Below are 20177 nucleotides of genomic sequence, written 5' to 3' on the forward strand. Positions count from 1 at the left end.
ATTTGTCTCAGGAGGAAACGTGCCTCAGCGTTCCGTGGTAGCCGTCGGCACCTCGCTGCTCGTGGCTTCTCTCGCGCTTGCCGGATGTGGCAACCGCGGCGAGAGCAACACCAACAGCAGTGGCGATGGTGGCGGCAAGGTCGCCAAGATCGGCGTCATCGCCCCCCTTTCGGGTGACCTGTCCGCACTCGGCAAGGGCATCCAGCACTCGGTCGAGCTGGCCGTCAAGCAGGCCAACGACTCGAAGGCCATCCCCGGCTGGACCCTCGAGGTCGAGGCAGTCGACGACGAGGCCAAGGCCGACGTCGGCAAGAACGCCGCCACCAAGCTCGCGGCGGACGACCAGGTCGTCGGCGTGGTCGGCAACCTCAACTCCAGCGTCAGCCAGCAGACCCAGCCGGTCTTCTCTGCCGCCAACATCACCCAGGTCTCGCCGGCCAACACCAACCCGACGCTGACCCGTGGTGCGGACCTCAAGGCCCGCCCCTACAAGACGTACTTCCGTACCTGCACCAACGACATCGTGCAGGGTGGCTTCGCTGCCAAGTACCTCCTCGACCAGGGCATCAAGACGGTCGCGACGATCCACGACAAGAAGACGTACGGCCAGGGCCTGGTGAGCTACTTCACCGAGGCCTACAAGAAGGGCGGCGGCACCATCGTGGCCGCCGAGACGATCAACCCGGACGAGTCCAACTACGGCCCGGTCGTCTCCAAGGTGGCCCCGAAGAAGCCCGGCGCGGTCTTCTACGGTGGCGAGTACCCGCAGGCTGGTCCGCTGTCCAAGCAGATGAAGGCCGGTGGCCTGGCTGTTCCGCTCATGGGTGGCGACGGCATCTTCGACCCGAAGTACATCGAGCTCGGTGGAGCCAACAACGACCTCGCCACCTCGGTCGGCGCCCCGACTGACAGCACGGACGCGGGCAAGACCTTCCTCGCTGCGTACGACGCGGAGAAGTACGCCGAGCCGTCCGCTGCCTACGGCGGCTACTCCTACGACGCCGCCAACGCGATCATCGCCGCGCTGAAGGTGTCGCTCAAGGACGCCAAGGACGCCAAGAGCGCCCGTCAGCCCACGGTCGACGCCATGTCGGGCGTGTCCTTCGACGGTGTCACCGGCACGGTGAAGTTCGACGAGTTCGGCGACACGCTCGCCAAGGTCATCACCGGCTACAAGGTCGACGGCGGCAAGTGGGTCGCGGTCAAGACCGAGACGCTGAGCTGAGCGGCTGAGCCCGGCTGAGGTCACTCGGCCGGGCTCACTCAGAAGTAACTGGTTCAAGCAGGGGCGGGCGGGTGCCCGCCCCTGCTTGAATGTGCGGCACCCCTGCTTTCATGTGCCACCACCACCACAGAGAGGTACCGGGTTAGCGATGACCGAGTTCCTGCAACAGATTGTGAACGGGCTGACACTGGGGTCGTTGTACGCCCTCATTGCCGTCGGCTACACCGTGGTCTACGGGATCGTCCAGCTGATCAACTTCGCCCACGGCGAGGTGTTCATGATCGGCGCGTTCGGGGCCCTCGCCACCTGGACCGTGCTCTTCAAGGGACAGACCGGGCTGTGGGTGCTCCCGGTCATGGTCCTCGGAGCCGTGGCCGTGTCGGTGCTCACCGCCGTCGTGATGGAGCGGGTCGCCTACCGACCCCTGCGCAACGCCCCACGACTGGCGCCCCTCATCACCGCCATCGGCATCTCGGTCTTCCTCCAGGAGGCCGTCCGCCTCTTCTACCCGGGTGCCAAGAGCAAGCTGCCCTTCCCCGAGATCGACGTCGTGACAGGTTCGGCCCTGTCCATCGGCGGCCTCACCATCCAGCGCGCTGCGGTCTTCACCGTCGGCGCGCTGCTCATGTGTGCCGCGCTGCTCTGGTACTTCGTCAACCGCACGAGGCTCGGCCAGGGCATGCAGGCCGTCTCGCAGGACCCCGACACCGCCCAGCTCATGGGGATCAACGTCAACCTCATCATCGTGATCGCGTTCGCCGTGGGTGCCGCCCTGGCCGCGATCGCGGGCGTCGCCCAGGGCCTGCTCAACTCCAACATCGACTTCCGGATGGGCTTCCTCGCCGGCCTCAAGGCCTTCACGGCCGCGGTCCTCGGCGGCATCGGCAACATCCAGGGCGCCGTCGTCGGCGGCCTCGCGCTCGGTATCGCCGAGTCCATGGCCACCCAGTTCATCCCCGGCCAGTTCGGCGGATCGGCCTGGAAGGACGTGTGGGCGTTCGCGCTCCTCATCCTCGTCCTGGTCTTCCGACCACAGGGCCTCCTCGGCGCAAGGGTGGTGGACCGCGCATGAGCACTTCAACCCAGGTCGTCGAGCACGACGACGAGCGCAAGGTCCCCCTCCTCGAGCGCTTCCCCGGTCGCGGCAGTGCCGCCGCGTGGCCGCTCGGCCTCGCCGGCGTCGTCCTGCTGGTCGCCGGCTGCTTCCTCTCCTGGAGCTACACGAACGACGTCCTCGGGGACCTGTCGATCAACTTCTACCCCGGCGGCGTGCAGATCGTCATGATCGTGCTCGGGCTCGTCGCGCTGGGGTTCCTGCTGGCCCACCAGGGCCCGCTCACCCGCCTGGGTGAGTGGCTGGACTCCGCCACCGCCGTCCGGGTCCTCGGGCTCGGTGCGCTGGCCTACATGACGCTCACGCTGGTGCTCATCGCCTACCAGTCGGGCGGGCTCGTCAACGTCAACCCGGGTGGCTGGGTGTCCTTCCTCGGCGCCCTGCTGCTGGCCGCGTCGGGCCTCATGCTGTTCCCCCGCAGCCACAAGGACCCGCTGTTCGCCAAGACGTCGTCGTGGCTCGAGATCAGCACGATCATCGCGATGATGGCGCTGGTGCTCTTCGGCGCCGCCTACGCGCTCGGCGTCGACGACGGTGGCAGCTTCGTGCTCTTCCTCGTGTTCATCGGGGCCGTGGCCCTAGCCCTGGCCAAGGCCGGCGCGTTCACGTGGGTCAGCCTGATCGCCCAGAAGAACCGCCAGGTGCTGATGCTCGGCGCGTTCGCCGTGGCCTTCCTGTTCCCCTTCACGCAGGGCGGTTCCGACGAGAACATGTCGATCGCGACCCAGGTCCTGATCTTCGCGGCCACCGCGCTGGGCCTCAACATCGTCGTCGGGCTCGCCGGTCTGCTCGACCTCGGGTACATCGCCTTCCTCGGAGCCGGTGCCTACGTCGGCGCGACGCTGTCCAGCTCGACGTTCGCGACGATCGGGTGGAAGCCGCCGTTCATCGTGGTCGTGCTGCTGGGCGCGATGTTCTCCGCCACCCTGGGACTCATCATCGGATCCCCCACGCTGCGGGTCTCCGGCGACTACCTGGCCATCGTGACGCTCGCCTTCGGTGAGATCTTCCGCCTCACGATGGGCAACCTCGACGGCTCCAACGGACCCGACCTCACCAACGGTCCCAACGGAATCCCCGCCATCCCCGACCTGAAGCTCGGCTCGTTCGACTTCGGCCAGCCGCACGACATCCTCGGCATCACGCTGGGCAGGTTCGCGAACTACTACTTCCTGCTCCTGCTGATCGCGGGGATCATCATCACGATCTTCTCCCGGCTCAACAACAGCCGGATCGGTCGTGGCTGGGTTGCCATCCGCGAGGACGAGAAGGCTGCCGAGGCCATGGGCGTCAACGTCTTCGGGCTCAAGCTGTTCGCCTTCGCCGGTGGTGCGTTCCTCGCCGGCATGGCCGGCACGGTCAAGGCCCACCACGACGTCTCGGTCTCCCCTGACCAGTACGTGTTCCTCGAGTCGGCGTTCCTGCTCGCGGCGATCGTCCTCGGCGGCATGGGCACCGTTGCCGGTGTCCTCGTGGGTGCCACGATCCTCAAGCTCCTCCCCGAGAAGCTGCGGTTCGTCGCCGACTACCGGCTGCTCATCTTCGGTCTGCTGCTCGTGCTGATGATGCGATTCCGCCCGGAGGGTCTCGTGGCCAGCCAGCGGCGCAAGCTCGAGTTCCACGAGGACGACGAGGAGCTCGCGCAACGAATAGAAGAGGTCCATCTCGAGGAGCAGGAGGCCACGGCATGACCGTCACCGACACGCCCCCCACCACCGCGGCACCCGCCGCGGGCGCGACCATCCTGCAGGCCCGCGGTGTGACGATGCGCTTCGGCGGCCTCACGGCCGTCAAGGACGTCGACATGACCGTCAACGAGGGCGAGATCGTCGGCCTCATCGGCCCGAACGGGGCCGGCAAGACCACGTTCTTCAACTGCCTCACCGGGCTCTACAAGCCGACCGAGGGCGAGGTGACGCTGATGGGGTCGGTGATCCCACCGCGTCCCCGCGCCGTCGTGATCGCCGGCATGGCCCGCACGTTCCAGAACATCCGGCTGTTCGCGAACATGACCGCCCTCGAGAACGTCATGGTGGGGCGCTACTGCCGCACCAGCTCGATGGCGCTCACGTCGATCCTGCGGGGCCCCAAGTTCCGTAAGGAGGAGGCAGCCACCCGCCAGCGGGCCCAGGAGCTCCTGGACTTCGTGGGGCTGGGCAAGTCGGCCGAGCACCTCGCGCGCAACATGCCGTACGGCGACCAGCGCCGGCTCGAGATCGCCCGCGCCCTGGCCACCGACCCGAAGCTCATCCTGCTCGACGAGCCCACGGCCGGCATGAACCCCCAGGAGACCAGGCAGGCCAGTGACCTGATCTTCAAGATCCGCGACAGCGGTCTGGCCGTCGTGGTGATCGAGCACGACATGCGGTTCATCTTCAACCTCTGCGACCGCGTGCTCTGTCTGGTCCGCGGCGAGGTGCTCGTCGAGGGCACCCCGGCCGAGGTGCAGTCCGACCCCAGGGTCATCGAGGCGTACATCGGCGGTGGCGACGACGACGAGGCCGATGAGGCGTCGCCCGACGATGCCCCTGCCACGACCACGGAGGTGGACCAGTGAGCGCCATGCTCGAGGTCAAGGACCTCGTCGTCACGTACGGCAAGATCAAGGCCGTCAAGGGCATCAGCTTCTCGGTCGACGAGGGCGAGGTGGTCACGCTGATCGGCACCAACGGCGCCGGCAAGACCACCACCCTGCGGACGATCTCGGGTCTGCTGCGCCCCGCGAGCGGTTCGATCCGCTTCAAGGGCAACCGCATCGACGACACCCCAGCCCACTCCATCGTGACGCTCGGCCTGGCCCACTCGCCCGAGGGCCGGCGGATCTTCCCGCGGCTCTCGGTCGAGCAGAACCTGCTGCTGGGCGCGTTCGCGCGCCGCGACGGCGACATCAGGAAGGACCTCAAGGCCGCCTACGACCTCTTCCCGATCCTGGGTGAGCGCAGCAACCAGCCGGCTGGGACCTTCTCCGGTGGCGAGCAGCAGATGCTCGCCATGGGCCGGGCCATGATGAGCCGCCCCAAGCTGCTCATGCTGGACGAGCCGTCGATGGGCCTGTCACCCATCATGATGAAGCGCATCATGACCACGGTGACCACGCTCCAGGAGCAGGGCACGACCATCCTGCTCGTGGAGCAGAACGCCCAGGCCGCGCTCAACCGGGCCAACAAGGGCTACGTCCTCGAGGTCGGCAAGATCGTCCTCTCCGGCACGGGCAAGGAGCTGCTCGCCAGCGACGACGTCCGCAAGGCCTACCTCGGCGAGGACTGACCGAGCCGACCCCGGTATGCCGCCCAGCCGGCATACGCACGAACGGCGCCTCCCGGACGGGGGCGCCGTTCGGCTGTCGAGACGAGCCCTAGCGCGCGCGCCGGGGCGAGGCGGCTTGGGTGGAGGCCTTCTTCGCGACCGGCTTGGTGACAGTGGCCCGCTTCGCGGTCGTCTTCGTGGCGGTGGCCTTCTTCGCCGGGGCCTTCTTCGCCGAGGCCTTGGTGGCGGCCGTTGTGGTGGTGGCCGTTGTGGTGGCGGCCGTCGCGGTCCTGGTCTTGGTGGGCGCAGCCGCCGCAGCCGTGCGCTTGGCGCCAGTCGGCCGCTGCGGCGTCCGCGCGCTGCGCGCGAGGATCGGCGCGAGGAAGCGACCGGTGTGGCTCTCCTCGACCTCGGCCACCTGCTCGGGCGTGCCCTCGGCGATCACGCGCCCACCGCCGTTGCCGCCCTCGGGGCCCATGTCGACCACCCAGTCGGCGTTCTTGATGACGTCGAGGTTGTGCTCGATGACGATGACGGAGTTGCCCTTGTCGACCAGCCCCTGCAAGACGATGAGCAGCTTGCGGATGTCCTCGAAGTGCAGCCCCGTCGTCGGCTCGTCGAGGACGTAGACGGTGCGGCCAGTGGATCGCTTCTGCAGCTCGGAGGCGAGCTTGACGCGCTGGGCCTCCCCACCGGAGAGCGTGGGAGCGGGCTGGCCGAGCCGGACGTAGCCGAGTCCGACGTCGTTGAGCGTCTTCATGTGGCGCGAGATCGCCGGCACTGCCGCGAAGAAGTCCGCGGCCTCCTCGATGGGCATGTCGAGGACGTCGGCGATCGTCTTGCCCTTGAAGTGCACCTCGAGCGTCTCGCGGTTGTAGCGCGCGCCGTGGCAGACCTCGCAGGGGACGTAGACGTCGGGCAGGAAGTTCATCTCGATCTTGATCGTGCCGTCGCCGGAGCAGGCGTCGCAGCGACCGCCCTTGACGTTGAACGAGAAGCGCCCCGGCTGGTAGCCGCGGATCTTGGCCTCGGTCGTCGTGGCGAAGAGCTTGCGGATCGAGTCGAAGACCCCGGTGTAGGTGGCCGGGTTGGACCGGGGCGTGCGGCCGATCGGGCTCTGGTCGACGTGGACGACCTTGTCGAGGTGCTCGAGCCCCCTGACCGTCTTGTGGCGCCCCGGCACGTGGCGGGCACCGTTGAGCTTGTTGGCCAGGACGTTGTAGAGGATGTCGTTGACGAGCGTGGACTTGCCAGAGCCCGAGACCCCCGTCACCGCGACCAGGTTGCCCAGCGGGAACGACACGTCGACCCCGTGCAGGTTGTGCTCTCGCGCGCCCACCACGGTCACCTCGCGGCCCCGCTCCTGGGGTCTGCGCAGCGACGGCGTCGGGATCTCGAGCCGGCCCGAGAGGTACTTGCCGGTGATGGAGTCGGGGTGCTCGAGCAGGCCCTTGACGGGGCCGGAGTGGACGACCTTGCCCCCGTGCTCGCCCGCCCCGGGGCCGATGTCGACCACCCAGTCGGCCGTGGCGATGGTGTCCTCGTCGTGCTCGACGACGATGAGGGTGTTGCCGAGGTCGCGCAGCCGGGTGAGCGTCTCGATCAGCCGGTGGTTGTCACGCTGGTGCAGGCCGATGCTCGGCTCGTCGAGGACGTAGAGGACGCCCACCAGCCCGGAGCCGATCTGGGTCGCGAGGCGGATGCGCTGGGCCTCACCACCGGACAGCGTCCCGGCGGGTCGGTCGAGCGAGAGGTAGTCGAGGCCCACGTCGAGCAGGAACCCGAGGCGCGCGTCGATCTCCTTGATCACGCGCTCGGCGATCTGGCGCTCGCGCGGGGTGAAGTCGACCTCCTTGAGGAACTTCGCGCAGTCCGCGATGGCCAGGGCGCAGATGGCCGAGATGCTGCGCCCACCGATGTGCACCGCGAGCGACTCGGGCTTGAGCCGGGCGCCGCCGCACTCGGGACACGGCACCTCTCGCATGAAGCCCTCGTAGCGCTCGCGGCTCCACTCGGAGTCGGTCTCGGAGTGCCGACGCTTGACGAACGGCACGACTCCCTCGAAGCCGGTGGTGTAGGAGCGCTCGCGTCCGTAGCGGTTCTTGTACCTGACGTGGACCTTGTAGTTCTGGCCGTGCAGCAGGGCCTCCCTGGCCCGCTCCGGCAGGGCCGCCCACGGGGTGTCCATGTCGAACTTGAGGTCGTCGCCGAGGGCCTTCATGACGCGCTGGAAGTACTCGGCCGACCCGCTGCCCTGTGACCACGGCGCGATCGCACCTTGGTTGAGCGTGAGGTCCTCGTCGGGGACCAGCAGCTCGGGGTCGACCTCGAGCTCGGTGCCGAGGCCGGTGCACTTGGGACAGGCGCCGAACGGGCTGTTGAACGAGAACGACCGCGGCTCCACCTCGTCCATCGAGAGGGGGTGGTCGTTGGGGCAGGCCATGCGCTCGGAGAACCGGCGCTCGCGGTCGGGGTCGTCGGCGTCGCGGTCGACGAACTCGACGACGAGGACGCCACCGGCCAGGCCCAGGGCGGTCTCCACCGAGTCGGTGAGCCGGCGCTTGGCGCCGGAGTCGCCCCCCTTGGACACGAGGCGGTCGACCACCACGTCGATGGTGTGCTTGACCTGCTTCTCGAGCTTGGGCGGCTCGGTGAGCGTCACGACCTCGCCGTCGACGCGAGCCCGGGAGAAGCCCTTGCTCTGGAGCTCGGCGAACAGGTCGACGTACTCGCCCTTGCGAGCCCGCACCACCGGCGCGAGCACCTGGAAGCGCGTCTTCTCGGGGAGCTCCAGCAGGCGGTCGACGATCTGCTGGGGGCTCTGCCGGGTGATCGGCTCGCCGCAGACCGGGCAGTGCGGCCGCCCGGCCCGGGCGAACAGCAGGCGGAGGTAGTCGTAGACCTCGGTGATCGTGCCGACCGTGGACCGCGGGTTGCGGTTGGTGGACTTCTGGTCGATCGAGACGGCGGGCGAGAGACCCTCGATGAAGTCGACGTCGGGCTTGTCCATCTGGCCCAGGAACTGCCGGGCGTAGGCCGAGAGGGACTCGACGTAGCGACGCTGGCCTTCGGCGAAGATGGTGTCGAAGGCGAGCGAGGACTTGCCCGACCCGGAGAGGCCCGTGAACACGATCATGGAGTCGCGGGGCAGCTCGACCGACACGTCGCGCAGGTTGTGCTCGCGGGCGCCGCGCACGATGAGCTGGTCGTGCTGGTGGCGGTGGGAGGGCACGGCTGAAGTCACCGGCCCATCGTAGGTGGCCACACCGACAACGCCATTTCCGCCCTTCCCCACGGGGGTGCGCCTACCGTGGACGGTGTGCGGAGGGGTGGCAGGTTTCGCAGGGCCCTGGGCGTGCTCGTCCTCGTCGTGGCGGTGAGCACGGCCGCTGCCTGCAGGCAGGACACGGGCCCCCAACCCGTCGGCGCCGCGAGGCTGGCCTGGCGCGAGGTGCCGCTGCCGGCTGGTCTTGCCCCCGTCACGCTGGCGAGCTCGGGGCCGACGCTGCTCGTCGGTGCCCGGGCCGGGCAGCGACCCGTGCCCCGTCTGCTCGCCGGGCCCACGACCACCGACCTCCACGCGGTTCCCCTCACCCCACGGTCCCCCTACGCCTTCGAGGCCACCTGGTTATCGATCGCGACGAAGGGCGACCGGGTCGAGGCCGTCGGCGGGGCCCGCGGGGGCGCCCACGGCAACTACCGCTGGTCGACGTGGACGGGAACCACCAGCGGTACCAGCAGCACCACCACCACCAGCAGCACTACCAGCACCACCAGCACCCGCAGCAGCACCACCGGCGGCACGGGGCACCTGGCCGAGCAGGAGCAGCCGTTCGGGGTGTTCGGCAGCTGGGGCGCAGGCGACCTCGTGGGAGTGGCGTTCGCGGGCGACTCCCCCGTCATCCTCGGCGCGTGGCAGAGCGAGCAGACGGGGCTCGACATCGCCACGTGGCTGCGCACCGGCGACCGCTGGGCCCGGCAGCGCTCCACGGGTACCGCCCTGGGGAGCACTCCGACCGAGCTGCTGTCCGCCGGGGCCATAGCGTCGGCGGGAGACCGTGACGGAGACGGCGACGACGACGGCCTGGTGCTCAGTGGCTCCGTCACCCGGCTGGGCCCGGGCAGCGTCCGCGTCGACCCCGCGGTCTGGACCGCGGCGGGACCTTCGGGTCCCTGGCGGCGGGTCGACCTGCCGCGGCCGGCCGGCTCGGCCACCACCGAGGCCCACGCCGCGGCCTGTCGCCCGGGGCGCTGCCTCGTGGCCGGCGCCTCAGGCGGCCGTCTGGTGCTGTGGTGGGTCTCCGGCACCGAGGCGCAGGTCGGCAAAGGGGTGCCGGAGGTGACGCTGGCCGACGACGCGAGGGCCCTCGCCCCGGTGCACCTCGCCACGCGCCCCGTCGTGGTCGTGCCCGGCCGCCAGCGCACGCTGGTCATGCAGTCCACCGGCGACGGCTCGCAGGGCTGGGACGTCCAGGACGGCCCACTCGGGACCCCCGTCGCCGTCGTCGCGCACGACGGCCACCTCCTGGTCGTCACCCGCGACGCGACCGGCGCCACCCACCTCTGGCAGTCCGACCGGTGACGCGGTGCGCCGCCCCGCCGCGGTCCGCAGCGCGCAATACGCTCGCGTCATGACGACCCCCATCGAGGAGTACGCCGTCCTGGGTGACACGGAGACCGCGGCCCTGGTCAGCCGGGAGGGCTCCATCGACTGGCTGTGCCTGCCGCGGTTCGACTCGACGGCCTGCTTCGCGGCGCTGCTCGGCACGCCCGACAACGGCCGCTGGCTGCTCGGACCCGCGGGACCGGCGCGGAGCACCCGTCGCTACGTCGAGAACTCCTTCGTCCTCGAGACGGTGCACGAGACCGACACCGGTGTCGTCAAGGTGACCGACCTCATGCCGCTGGGCGACGGGCGTGCCGACATCATCCGCAGCGTCGAGGGCGTCCGCGGCACCGTCCTCATGCGCCACGAGTGGATCGTCCGCTTCGACTACGGCAAGGTCCGGCCGTGGGTGTCGCACAGCGTCGGGCACCGGCTCGACAGCGACGTGATCACGGCCGTGGCCGGCCCCGACATGCTCGTCCTGCGAGGGTCGCGCCTCCCGCACGCGCGGGACGGCCACCACGAGGACGAGTTCGAGGTGGCCGCGGGCGAGACGCACACGTGGACCACGACGTGGTTCCCGTCCTACGAGCGGGTCCCGGCACCCCTCGACATCGACTCCCGCATCGCCGAGACCATCCGGGTCTCCAACGAGTGGGCGTCGCACTGCACCTACGAAGGGCCCTACCGCGAGCAGGTCGTCCGCTCGCTGCTGACGCTGCGCGGCATGACGCACTCGCGCTTCGGTGGCATCGTCGCCGCGCCGACGACGAGCCTGCCCGAGGACTTCGGCGGCGAGCGCAACTGGGACTACCGGTACTGCTGGCTGCGCGACGCCTCGCTCACCCTCGAGGCGCTGGTCGCCTCCGGCTACGTCGACGAGGCACGGCTGTGGCGCAACTGGCTGATCCGCGCCGTGGCCGGCGACCCGGAGGACCTGCAGATCATGTACGCGATCAACGGCTCCCGCCGGCTCCCGGAGCGCACCCTGGACCACCTGCCGGGCTACGCCGGCTCGACACCGGTGCGCATCGGCAACGGCGCCGTCGACCAACGGCAGTCCGACGTCCTCGGCGAGGTGATGATCGCCCTCGACGAGGCCCGCCGCGCCGGACTCGAGGTGTCGCACCAGGCCTGGGCCATGCAGCGGGCCCTCGTGCAGAACCTCGCGGAGCACTGGGACCAGCCCGACAACGGGCTGTGGGAGATCCGCGGTCCCCTGCGCCACTTCACCCATTCCCGCGTCATGGTCTGGGCTGCCCTCGACCGCGCGGTCAGGGGCGTCGAGGAGTGGGGCGAGGAGGGGCCGGTCGAACACTGGCGCGAGCTGCGCGAACGCGTGCGCGAGGAGGTGCTCAGCAAGGGGTTCAACACGCGCGAGAACACCTTCACCCAGCACTACGACACCACCGAGGTCGACGCCTCGCTCCTGCTCATCCCCCTCGTCGGGTTCCTGCCACCCGACGACCCGCGCGTGCTGGGGACGATCGCCGCCGTGGAGCGTGACCTCATGCGCGAAGGCTTCCTGCTGCGCTACCGCACCGAGACCGGGATCGACGGCCTGGCGGGTGACGAGCACCCGTTCCTCGCCTGCTCGTGGTGGTTGGTGAGCGCGTATGCCGTGTGCGGCCAGCTCGACAAGGCCCGCGACCTCATGGACCGCCTGGTGGCCCTGCTCAACGACGTCGGCCTGATCTCCGAGGAGTACGACCCCCACGAGCGACGGATGGTGGGCAACTTCCCCCAGGCCTTCTCACACCTCACGTTCATCGGCGCCGCCCATGCGCTCGCTGCCGCCGAGGCGAAGGCATGACCGACCCCGGGCGTGACCTGACGACAGACCTGGCCCACGTCGCCGCCCAGACCGAGCTGTTGCTCGACACGGCACGGGGCCTGACGGACCCGGACGCCCCGTCGCTGTGCGAGGGCTGGAGCCGTGGCCACGTGCTCAGCCACGTGGCCCGCAACGCCGAGGCGATCGGGCGGCTCGCGGGCTGGGCCGTGAGCGGCACTCCGGCCGCCATGTACCCGGGCGGTGCCGCCGGGCGCGACGCCGACATCGAGGCCGGTGCCGGTCGCCCGGTCGAGGTCCTGGTCGACGACGTCGCCACGACGGCCCAGGACCTCGCGCCACGGCTCGACGGCCTGCGGGGAGCCTGGGCCGCCGAGCAGGTCGAGATGCGCGGAGGGCTCATGGTCTCGCCCGCCGCCCTGCCGTTCCTGCGGCTGCGCGAGGTCGTGTTCCACCACGTCGACCTCGACGCCGGCTTCGGCTTCGAGGACGTCCCGGCCGACCTGTTGCGCCTCTTCGTGGACGACGCCGTCTCCCGCCTCGAGGGTCACGCCGACGACCTCGCGGTGGAGCTGCGGGCCGACGAGGGCGACGTCTGGACGCTCGGCCGGCCCACGGCATACGCGCAGGGGAGCCTGGCCGACCTGCTGCTCTGGCTCGCGCGACGCGAGCCGAGGGGGCTGCGCGTGGAGGGTGAGCTGCCCGGGCTGCCCCGCGGCGCGTAGCGGCGCCCCAGCGGGCCCGCACGGGCCGCCTGGAGGGTCTCAGCCGACGGCGCTGGGTGCCACCGGGGCACCGTTGATGCCGGCCCGCCGCGCGATGGCCACCGCGGCGAGCGCGCTGTGCACCTTGAGCTTGTGCAGGATGCTCTGCACGTGGGTGCGCACCGTGTTCGGTGACACGTGCAGCAGGTCGCCGATCTCGGTGCGGCTCATGCCCTCCACGAGGCACGCCAGCACCTCGAGCTCCCGCGAGGTCAGCTCGGAGATGCCCTGGACGTGCTCGAGCGAGGAGCGCTGGCCCCGGGACAGCGACATCAGCACACCCGCCAGCAGGTCGCCCGGGATCCGGGTCTCCCCCTTGGCTACCCCGCGGATCGCCTCGACGAGGTCGCGAGCGGTGGCGGTCTTCGGGACCCAGCCGCGGACCCCGACCTGCACGGCCTCGACGACCTGCTCCCCCGGCTCCGCGCCGGTGGCGACGACGATGCCCACCTCGGGCTGCCGCCGCACCGCCTCGCGGGCCACGACCAGTCCGTCCTCGCCGGCGAGCGCGAGGTCGAGCACCATCACGTCGAAGGACACTGCCGAGACCAGCGCCAGAGCACGGGTCACCGTGGTCGCCTTGCCGACGACGTTGAGGTCCGAGTAGTCGCCCAGGCAGACCTCGAGGGCGTCGGCGAAGACTTCGTGGTCATCGACGATCACGACGCGCACCCCAGAGCTCATGGGCCCAGCGTTCCTTGCGCGGGTTCAGGACAGACCCGACCCGGGTGGGAGCCCGGAATACGTCAAAAGGGTGAGGGCTCCCACCCGGGTCGGGTCGAAACGGTCCCGGCTCAGCGCAGGTGCGCCGGCCACGACTCGCTGGAGCCGTGGGACGACATCAGCGCTGCGGCCTGCAGTCGCGAGTGCACGCCCAGCTTGGTCAGGAGGTTCTGCACGTGGGTCCTTGCCGTGCTGCGCTGGACCCCCAGCGAGTCAGCCATCTCCTCGGTCGTCTGGCCGTCCATGATGCAGCGCATCACCTGCCACTCCCGGTCGGTGAGGAACTGCAGCGCCCACAGCGGGTCGTCCGTCGACTTGTGCGGCCGCAGCGCGCGCTGCAGCAGCTGGGGCTCGACGGCCAGCTGACCACGCACGGCGCGGTCCAGCATCTCGACGATCTCGACGATCGGCTTCTCCTTGCCGACGTACCCCGAGGCCCCCTCGGCGATGGCCCGACCCACGATCGCGTGGTCGGCCTGCGCCGAGAGCATGACGACCTTGGTCTCCGGCGAGATCTCGCGGATCTTGTGGATGGCCGCCACCGAGGTGCCGTCCGGGAAGTTCACGTCCAGCAGGCAGACGTCCGGGCGGTGCTGCTCGACGGCCATGATCGCCTCGTCCGGGTGCCCGGCCAGCGCCACGACGTCGTGCCCGCGCGCTCCCAGTGCGAGGCCGAGCGCCTCCAGCAGCAGCAGGTGGTCGTCACACACCACGATCCTCATGACGCCACCGCCGCGAGGCCCGTGTGCATCAGGCAGATGTCGGCGACCGCGCCACCGTCGTCGCCGGGCACGAGCTCGAACGACCCCCGGCACGCGGCCACCATGGCCCGCGTGGTGGTGAGGCCCAGCGAGGTCCGCGAGGCGACCCGACCCAGGCCGGGACCGTCGTCGACGACCGTCAGGTGGACGCCCTGGACGTCCGACCGCACGCCCACGGTCACGTGACCGTGGTCGCCTGCTGCGCGCACCGCGTTGTCGAGGATGCACGCCAGCGCCCGGCTCAGCGCGACCGGACGGGCCCACGCCTCGGCGGACTCCGACTCGTCGAGCGCCTCGAGCGTGATCTCGCACGTCGAGGTCGCCCGGGCGCGCTCGACCGCGCTCACGGCGAGCTCGGCCACGTCGGTGCTCGTCACCTCGTCGGCGGCGGCGTCACTCAGCACCGCCTCGACCAGCTCCGCCAGCCACCTGGCCTGGCCGGAGATGCCCTCCATCTTGCGACTCACGTCGCCACCCTCGGTACCCGACAGGAGGAGGATCGCCGCGAGCGGCTGCCTCAGGTCGTGCAACAGCGCTCGAACGGTGTCGATCTCTCCACCTGCGACTGGGCGCTGGTGTTCCCTCAGAACTGCAGCCATGTTTCTTCCCTCACAACCCCGCGGTAGAGAGCCTGCACCCCCTGTGAGGTCCCCGTGGTTCCCGCGACCCCACAAACGTAGGACGTCAAAAAGACGGGCAGCAATAGTCATTAGGGACTAGGCGACCTCACCGATGACGCCAGTTGCCCGCGTTTGGCGCGGGTGCCTGCAGTGGCGTTGAACGCTGCACCCGCGCAGGTCAGGCGGGGTGGCTGGATAGAGTCGCCGTATGCGGCGTGACAGGTACCCGACCCCGCCGCCGCTGGTCCTGGTGCTGACCGCCGTCGTGTCGGTGCAGTTCGGCGGAGCCCTCGCTGCCACCCTCGTCCCGCAGATCGGGGCCGGCGGTTCGGTCACGCTGCGGCTGCTGTTCGCGGCCACCATCCTGTGGGCCATCGCCCGGCCCTCGGTGCGCGGGATCACCAGGTCGGCCTGGCTGACGGTGCTCGCCTTCGGGCTGGCCCTCGGCCTGATGAACCTCGCGTTCTACGCCTCGCTCGCGCACCTGCCGATCGGCGTCGCCGTCACGGTGGAGTTCCTCGGGCCGCTGACCCTGGCCACCGTCCTGTCGCGCCGGTGGCGGGACCTCGCGGCGGTGGGCGCCGCAGCCGTGGGCGTGGTGCTCATCAGCGAGGCACTCGAGACGCCGTGGTCCGAGCTGGAGTGGACCGGGCTGGGACTGGCGGCAGCCGCGGGCGCCTGCTGGGCGGCATACATCGTCGCGAGCGGTCGAGCGGGCCGGGAGTTCCAGCAGCTCGACGGTCTGGCCCTGGCGATGGTGGTCGCCCTCGTCGTGGCACTGCCGTTCGGGCTGCCCAGCGTGGGCGACTGGAGCGGCACGGCCGTCCTCAAGGGACTCGGGATCGCGGTGCTGTCGTCGGTCCTGCCGTACTCGCTCGAGCTGGTGGCGCTGCGGCGGCTGAGCCCAGCGGTGTTCGGCATCCTGCTCAGCCTCGAGCCCGCCGCCGCGGCCCTGGCCGGGCTGCTGGTGCTGGGCCAGCGGCTCTCGCCCACGCAGCTCGGCGGCATGGCCCTCGTGGTGCTGGCCAGCGCCCTGGTCATGGGCGCGGGCCAGCGCAAGGACCCGGCGGCCACGGGCTGAGCCGCGTGGCCACGGGCTGAGCCGCGGGGCCACGGGCTCAGCCGCGTGGCGGCCGGATCCCGGTGCGCTAGGCCGAGGTGCCCGCCCTGGCGTCGCGGCTCGACTTGATCAGGCTGGCCACGGTCGTGATGCCGAGGATGACGACGATCGCCCCGAGGGACACCGAGATCGGGATGTCGGGCGCCCACTCGATGTGGTGTCCACCGTTGATGAAGCCCAGCTCGTTCTCGTGCATCGCGTGCAGCACGAGCTTGACCCCGATGAACGCGAGCAGGACCGCCAGGCCCAGGCTGAGGTAGACGAGCCGCTTGAGCAGGCCACCGATGAGGAAGTACAGCTGGCGCAGACCCATCAGCGCGAACATGTTCGCGGTCAGGACGAGGTACGGGTCCTTGGTGAGCCCGAAGATCGCCGGGATGGAGTCGAGCGCGAACAGCAGGTCGGTCGTGCCCAGCGCCATGATCACGATGAACATCGGGGTCGCGAGCTTCTTGCCGCCCACACGCGTGAACAGCTTGGCGCCGTCGTAGTCCTTGGTGGCCGGGAAGCGCCGCTCCACCCACTTCATGAAGCGGTTCTCCTCGTACTCCTCGTCGTCGCTCTCCCCCTCCTTGGCGAGGGTCCAGGCGGTGTAGATGAGGAAGGCCCCGAACAGGTAGAAGATCCAGGAGAAGTTGTTGATGGCAGCGGCGCCGACGGCGATGAAGATGCCGCGCAGGACGATGGCGATCATGATGCCGATGAGCAGCGCGGACTGCTGCAGCTTCTCGGGGACCCCGAACCTGGCCATGATGAGCAGGAAGATGAACAGGTTGTCGATCGACAGCGAGTACTCGGTGAGCCAGCCCGCGTAGTACTCGGTCATGAACTTCGCACCGTGGGCGTCCTTGGTGAACCACCAGACGCCGAGCCCGAAGACGATGGCCGCGCCGACATAGCCGACGAGCGCGAGGCTGACCTCCTTGGTGCTGGGGACGTGCGGGCGACGTGCGATCACGAACACGTCGAAGATCAGCACTGCGGCCATCAGCCCGATGGTGAGCCACCAGACCCACGGGGCGACGTGCATCTGGTCCGCATCTGCGGCGGCGAACACGAGGGAGTTCAAATCAGGACCCTTCCGGTCACAACAAGGTGGCCGGAGGTCTCTCCCGCCCCGTGAGGTGCGGACCGGCTCCCCGGGCCCGGTATGCCGTGCGGCTGGGTTCAGCTGCTCGGCGGGCCGTGATGACGAGGACACCGCGTGGGGATACTCCCCTCCGATGGTCGCCGACAGTCTCCCAGACGGGACGGACGCAGCCCAAATCGAGCGCCTGGAGGCTCAGGCGGTGGGACGCCGCGACTTGGGGAGCTTGGCCACGACCGTGTCGTACGAGGCGTCGACCGCGTCGCGGATCTCGTCGTCCGGGATGGCGCCGCCGATCCTGAGGGTGTTCCAGCCCGACCGGCCGATGTAGGCCATGACGGAGGCGTCGTCGGGGTACTGCAGGAGCCACTCGTCCGCCTCGAGCCGGTTGGCCCCGCACTTGAGGCCGACCGCGTCGTGACCCAGGAACGCGAAGATCTTGTCACCGACCTTGGCGACGTGGTCGCCCTCCCAGGGCTGGTCCGCCCATGCTCCCGGCTTGCCGAGGCAGTAGGCCCGCAGGGCGTCGGGGGTCACGGCCGCACCGGCGCCCGCGTCTCGAGCGGCGCCGTCGCGATGGGCATGCTCACTTGGTGGCCTCGGACATCTGCCTGAGCTCCTTCTTCAGGTCACCGATCTCGTCCCTGAGCCGGGCCGCCAGCTCGAAGTGCAGGTCGGTGGCTGCCTGGTGCATCTGGGCGGACAGCTCCTGGATGAGGTTGGCCAGGTCATTGGCAGGCAGGTTCTTGAGCCGGTCGGACGCGAGACCCGCGTCGGCCTGCAGGGCGCCACGACCACCGCGTCCGCCACCCTTGCCACGGGACTGGCTGCGGCCAGAACCCATCAGCGCCTCGGTGTCGGCGTCCTCACGCTGGAGCAGGTCGGTGATGTCGGCGATCTTCTTGCGCAGGGGCTGGGGGTCGACCCCGGCCTCGCGGTTGTAGGCGATCTGCTTCTCGCGCCGACGCTGGGTCTCGTCGATCGCCTCCTGCATCGAGGGGGTGATCTTGTCGGCGTACATGTGCACCTGGCCCGACACGTTGCGGGCCGCGCGGCCGATGGTCTGGATGAGCGACCGAGCCGAGCGCAGGAAGCCCTCCTTGTCGGCGTCGAGGATGCTCACCAGGGACACTTCGGGCAGGTCGAGGCCCTCGCGCAGCAGGTTGATGCCGACCAGGACGTCGTACTCGCCCAGCCGCAGCTCACGCAGGAGCTCGACGCGGCGCAAGGTGTCGACCTCGCTGTGGAGGTACCGCACCCGCACCCCCTTGTCGAGCAGGTAGTCGGTGAGGTCCTCGGCCATCTTCTTGGTGAGGGTCGTGACCAGCACCCGCTCGTTCTTTGCGGTGCGTTCGCCGATCTCGTGGAGCAGGTCGTCGATCTGGCCCTTGGTCGGCTTGAGCACGACCTCGGGGTCGATCAGCCCGGTGGGGCGGATGATCTGCTCGACCACCCCGGTGCTCTGGGCCAGCTCGTAGGGGCCCGGCGTCGCCGAGAGGTAGACGGTCTGGCCGATCCTGTCGAGGAACTCCTCCCACCGCAGCGGACGGTTGTCCATCGCCGACGGCAGCCGGAAGCCGTGGTCGACCAGCATCCGCTTGCGGGACATGTCGCCCTCGTACATGGCGCCGATCTGCGGGACGGTCACGTGCGACTCGTCGATGACGAGCATGAAGTCCTCGGGGAAGTAGTCCAGCAGCGTGTTGGGCGCGGTGCCGCGGCCTCGGCCGTCGATGTGCATCGAGTAGTTCTCGATGCCGGAGCAGGACCCGACCTGGCGCATCATCTCGACGTCGTAGGTGGTGCGCATCCGCAGGCGCTGGGCCTCGAGCAGCTTGCCCTGCTTCTCGAAAGTCGCCAGCTGGTCGGCCAGCTCGAGCTCGATGCCGCGGATGGCGCGCTCCATCCGCTCGGGCCCGGCGACGTAGTGCGTCGCCGGGAAGACGTACATCTCGGTCTCCTCGTGCACGATCTCGCCGGTCAGCGGGTGGAGCGTGTAGATCCGCTCGATCTCGTCGCCGAAGAACTCGATGCGGACGGCGAGCTCCTCGTAGACCGGGATGATCTCGACGGTGTCGCCGCGCACCCGGAAGGTGCCGCGCGTGAAGGCGAGGTCGTTGCGGGTGTACTGCATCTGGACGAACCGCCGCAGCAGGTCGTCGCGGTCGACCTCCATGCCGACACGCAGCCGGGCCATCCGGTCGATGTACTCCTGGGGGGTGCCGAGGCCGTAGATGCACGACACCGAAGCCACCACGACGACGTCTCGACGGGTCAACAGCGAGTTGGTGGCACTGTGGCGCAGCCGCTCGACCTCGTCGTTGATCGAGGAGTCCTTCTCGATGTAGGTGTCCGTCTGCGGGATGTACGCCTCGGGCTGGTAGTAGTCGTAGTAGGAGACGAAGTACTCGACGGCGTTGTTGGGCAGCAGCTCGCGGAACTCGTTGGCGAGCTGGGCGGCCAGGGTCTTGTTGGGGGCCATCACGAGGGTGGGTCGCTGCACCTGCTCGATCAGCCAGGCGGTCGTCGCGGACTTGCCCGTGCCGGTGGCGCCGAGCAGGACCGTGTTGGTCTCGCCGGCCTTGATGCGGCGGGTCAGGTCGGCGATGGCGGTCGGCTGGTCGCCCGCGGGCTGGAAGTCCGAGACCACCTCGAACGGGGCCACCGTGCGCTGAAGGTCGGTCGTGGGACGCATAGGACAACCGTATGCCTCCCCACCGACAGCAGTACCTCCCGCCTCCTTCTGACCCAGCGCAGCCTGCGGCGCGGCCAAGCGCCTTCCCCGTGGCGGGGCGTTCCTTGGGGAAGCCGCCCCGGGGCACGCCGGCGGCCCCGCCGGGGTCGGCGGGGTGTGGGGCGGGGTCACGCTGGTTCCTGCGCGGCACGCCGGGCGAGCAGCTGGTCGTAGGAGCCGCGGGTCAGGTCCCACTGCACCCGGTCACCCTCTGGGCGGGTCACGACCTGCCCGGCGAGGCGTCGCTGGTGGACGGTGGTGTGGTGCCGCTCGCACAACAGGGCGGCGTTGGACAGGTCCGAGGCGCCGAAGTCGGCCCAGTGCACCAGGTGATGACCGTCGGTCCAGGCGGGTGGGGCTCCGCAGCCGGGGTAGGTGCAGCCGC

17 protein-coding genes are annotated in these 20177 nt (G+C 69.9%); 9 read left to right on the forward strand and 8 right to left on the reverse strand.

The window, feature by feature from the left end; translation table 11 throughout:
* Positions 1–19 precede the first annotated feature (19 nt).
* The 5 genes from AC1DV7_RS03115 (at position 20) to AC1DV7_RS03135 (ending at position 5606) form a co-directional block, all read left to right on the forward strand.
* Complete coding sequence (locus tag AC1DV7_RS03115) at positions 20–1225, forward strand: branched-chain amino acid ABC transporter substrate-binding protein (protein WP_477594480.1); 1206 nt, start codon at positions 20–22, stop codon at positions 1223–1225.
* Positions 1226–1373: 148 nt separating this feature from the next.
* Positions 1374–2297 carry a branched-chain amino acid ABC transporter permease gene (locus AC1DV7_RS03120; RefSeq protein WP_477594482.1) on the forward strand — a complete coding sequence of 308 codons (924 nt, stop codon included), beginning with the start codon at positions 1374–1376 and terminating at the stop codon, positions 2295–2297.
* Complete coding sequence (locus AC1DV7_RS03125; RefSeq protein ID WP_477594484.1) at positions 2294–4030, forward strand: branched-chain amino acid ABC transporter permease; 1737 nt, start codon at positions 2294–2296, stop codon at positions 4028–4030. Before AC1DV7_RS03120 ends, AC1DV7_RS03125 begins: the two co-directional genes overlap by 4 nt.
* Positions 4027–4896 carry an ABC transporter ATP-binding protein gene (locus tag AC1DV7_RS03130; RefSeq protein ID WP_477594486.1) on the forward strand — a complete coding sequence of 290 codons (870 nt, stop codon included), beginning with the start codon at positions 4027–4029 and terminating at the stop codon, positions 4894–4896. Before AC1DV7_RS03125 ends, AC1DV7_RS03130 begins: the two co-directional genes overlap by 4 nt.
* A 5-nt stretch (positions 4897–4901) precedes the next feature.
* Entirely contained in the window at positions 4902–5606 is a 705-nt protein-coding gene (locus tag AC1DV7_RS03135) for an ABC transporter ATP-binding protein (protein ID WP_477594518.1), read from the forward strand.
* A gap of 88 nt (positions 5607–5694) precedes the next feature.
* Here AC1DV7_RS03135 and uvrA read toward each other — a convergent pair whose 3' ends face one another.
* Positions 5695–8829 carry an excinuclease ABC subunit UvrA gene (uvrA, locus tag AC1DV7_RS03140; protein WP_477594488.1) on the reverse strand — a complete coding sequence of 1045 codons (3135 nt, stop codon included), beginning with the start codon at positions 8827–8829 and terminating at the stop codon, positions 5695–5697.
* 111 nt (positions 8830–8940) lie between these two features.
* On the opposite strand from uvrA, the gene AC1DV7_RS03145 reads away from it, so the two are divergent.
* Genes AC1DV7_RS03145 through AC1DV7_RS03155 form a run of 3 tightly spaced genes read left to right on the forward strand, consistent with a single transcriptional unit; the run spans position 8941 to position 12708 of the window.
* Positions 8941–10167 (forward strand): hypothetical protein, encoded by a 1227-nt coding sequence (locus AC1DV7_RS03145; protein WP_477594490.1) that lies wholly within the window; start codon positions 8941–8943, stop codon positions 10165–10167.
* 49 nt (positions 10168–10216) lie between these two features.
* Complete coding sequence (locus AC1DV7_RS03150; protein ID WP_477594492.1) at positions 10217–12004, forward strand: glycoside hydrolase family 15 protein; 1788 nt, start codon at positions 10217–10219, stop codon at positions 12002–12004.
* Positions 12001–12708 carry a maleylpyruvate isomerase family mycothiol-dependent enzyme gene (locus AC1DV7_RS03155; protein ID WP_477594494.1) on the forward strand — a complete coding sequence of 236 codons (708 nt, stop codon included), beginning with the start codon at positions 12001–12003 and terminating at the stop codon, positions 12706–12708. The genes AC1DV7_RS03150 and AC1DV7_RS03155 overlap by 4 nt, the downstream gene beginning before the upstream one ends.
* A 39-nt stretch (positions 12709–12747) precedes the next feature.
* Here AC1DV7_RS03155 and AC1DV7_RS03160 read toward each other — a convergent pair whose 3' ends face one another.
* The 3 genes from AC1DV7_RS03160 to AC1DV7_RS03170 all read right to left on the reverse strand — a co-directional run bounded on the left by AC1DV7_RS03160 (position 12748) and on the right by AC1DV7_RS03170 (position 14830).
* Positions 12748–13431: a response regulator gene (locus AC1DV7_RS03160; protein ID WP_477594496.1), complete on the reverse strand. Its 684-nt coding sequence runs from the start codon at positions 13429–13431 to the stop codon at positions 12748–12750.
* 110 nt (positions 13432–13541) lie between these two features.
* Complete coding sequence (locus tag AC1DV7_RS03165) at positions 13542–14192, reverse strand: response regulator (RefSeq protein ID WP_477594498.1); 651 nt, start codon at positions 14190–14192, stop codon at positions 13542–13544.
* On the reverse strand, positions 14189–14830 hold the full coding sequence (locus AC1DV7_RS03170; protein ID WP_477594500.1) for a sensor histidine kinase: 642 nt from the start codon (positions 14828–14830) through the stop codon (positions 14189–14191). Before AC1DV7_RS03170 ends, AC1DV7_RS03165 begins: the two co-directional genes overlap by 4 nt.
* A 229-nt stretch (positions 14831–15059) precedes the next feature.
* Between AC1DV7_RS03170 and AC1DV7_RS03175 the strand changes: the two genes are divergently transcribed.
* Positions 15060–15932: an EamA family transporter gene (locus AC1DV7_RS03175; RefSeq protein WP_477594502.1), complete on the forward strand. Its 873-nt coding sequence runs from the start codon at positions 15060–15062 to the stop codon at positions 15930–15932.
* A gap of 67 nt (positions 15933–15999) precedes the next feature.
* Here the strand turns inward: AC1DV7_RS03175 and AC1DV7_RS03180 are convergent, their stop codons facing one another.
* The 4 genes from AC1DV7_RS03180 to AC1DV7_RS03195 form a co-directional block, all read right to left on the reverse strand.
* A complete protein-coding gene (locus AC1DV7_RS03180; RefSeq protein WP_477594520.1) occupies positions 16000–17001 on the reverse strand; it encodes a TerC family protein in 1002 nt (333 codons plus the stop codon).
* A 252-nt stretch (positions 17002–17253) separates the two neighbouring features.
* Positions 17254–17595: an MmcQ/YjbR family DNA-binding protein gene (locus tag AC1DV7_RS03185; RefSeq protein ID WP_477594504.1), complete on the reverse strand. Its 342-nt coding sequence runs from the start codon at positions 17593–17595 to the stop codon at positions 17254–17256.
* A 49-nt stretch (positions 17596–17644) separates the two neighbouring features.
* Positions 17645–19753: an excinuclease ABC subunit UvrB gene (uvrB, locus tag AC1DV7_RS03190; protein ID WP_477594506.1), complete on the reverse strand. Its 2109-nt coding sequence runs from the start codon at positions 19751–19753 to the stop codon at positions 17645–17647.
* A 167-nt stretch (positions 19754–19920) separates the two neighbouring features.
* Positions 19921–20177: HNH endonuclease signature motif containing protein (locus tag AC1DV7_RS03195; RefSeq protein WP_477594508.1), on the reverse strand; the 257-nt coding region annotated here is incomplete at its 5' end.

It is taken from the genome of Pedococcus sp. P2_E4 (assembly GCF_056403935.1).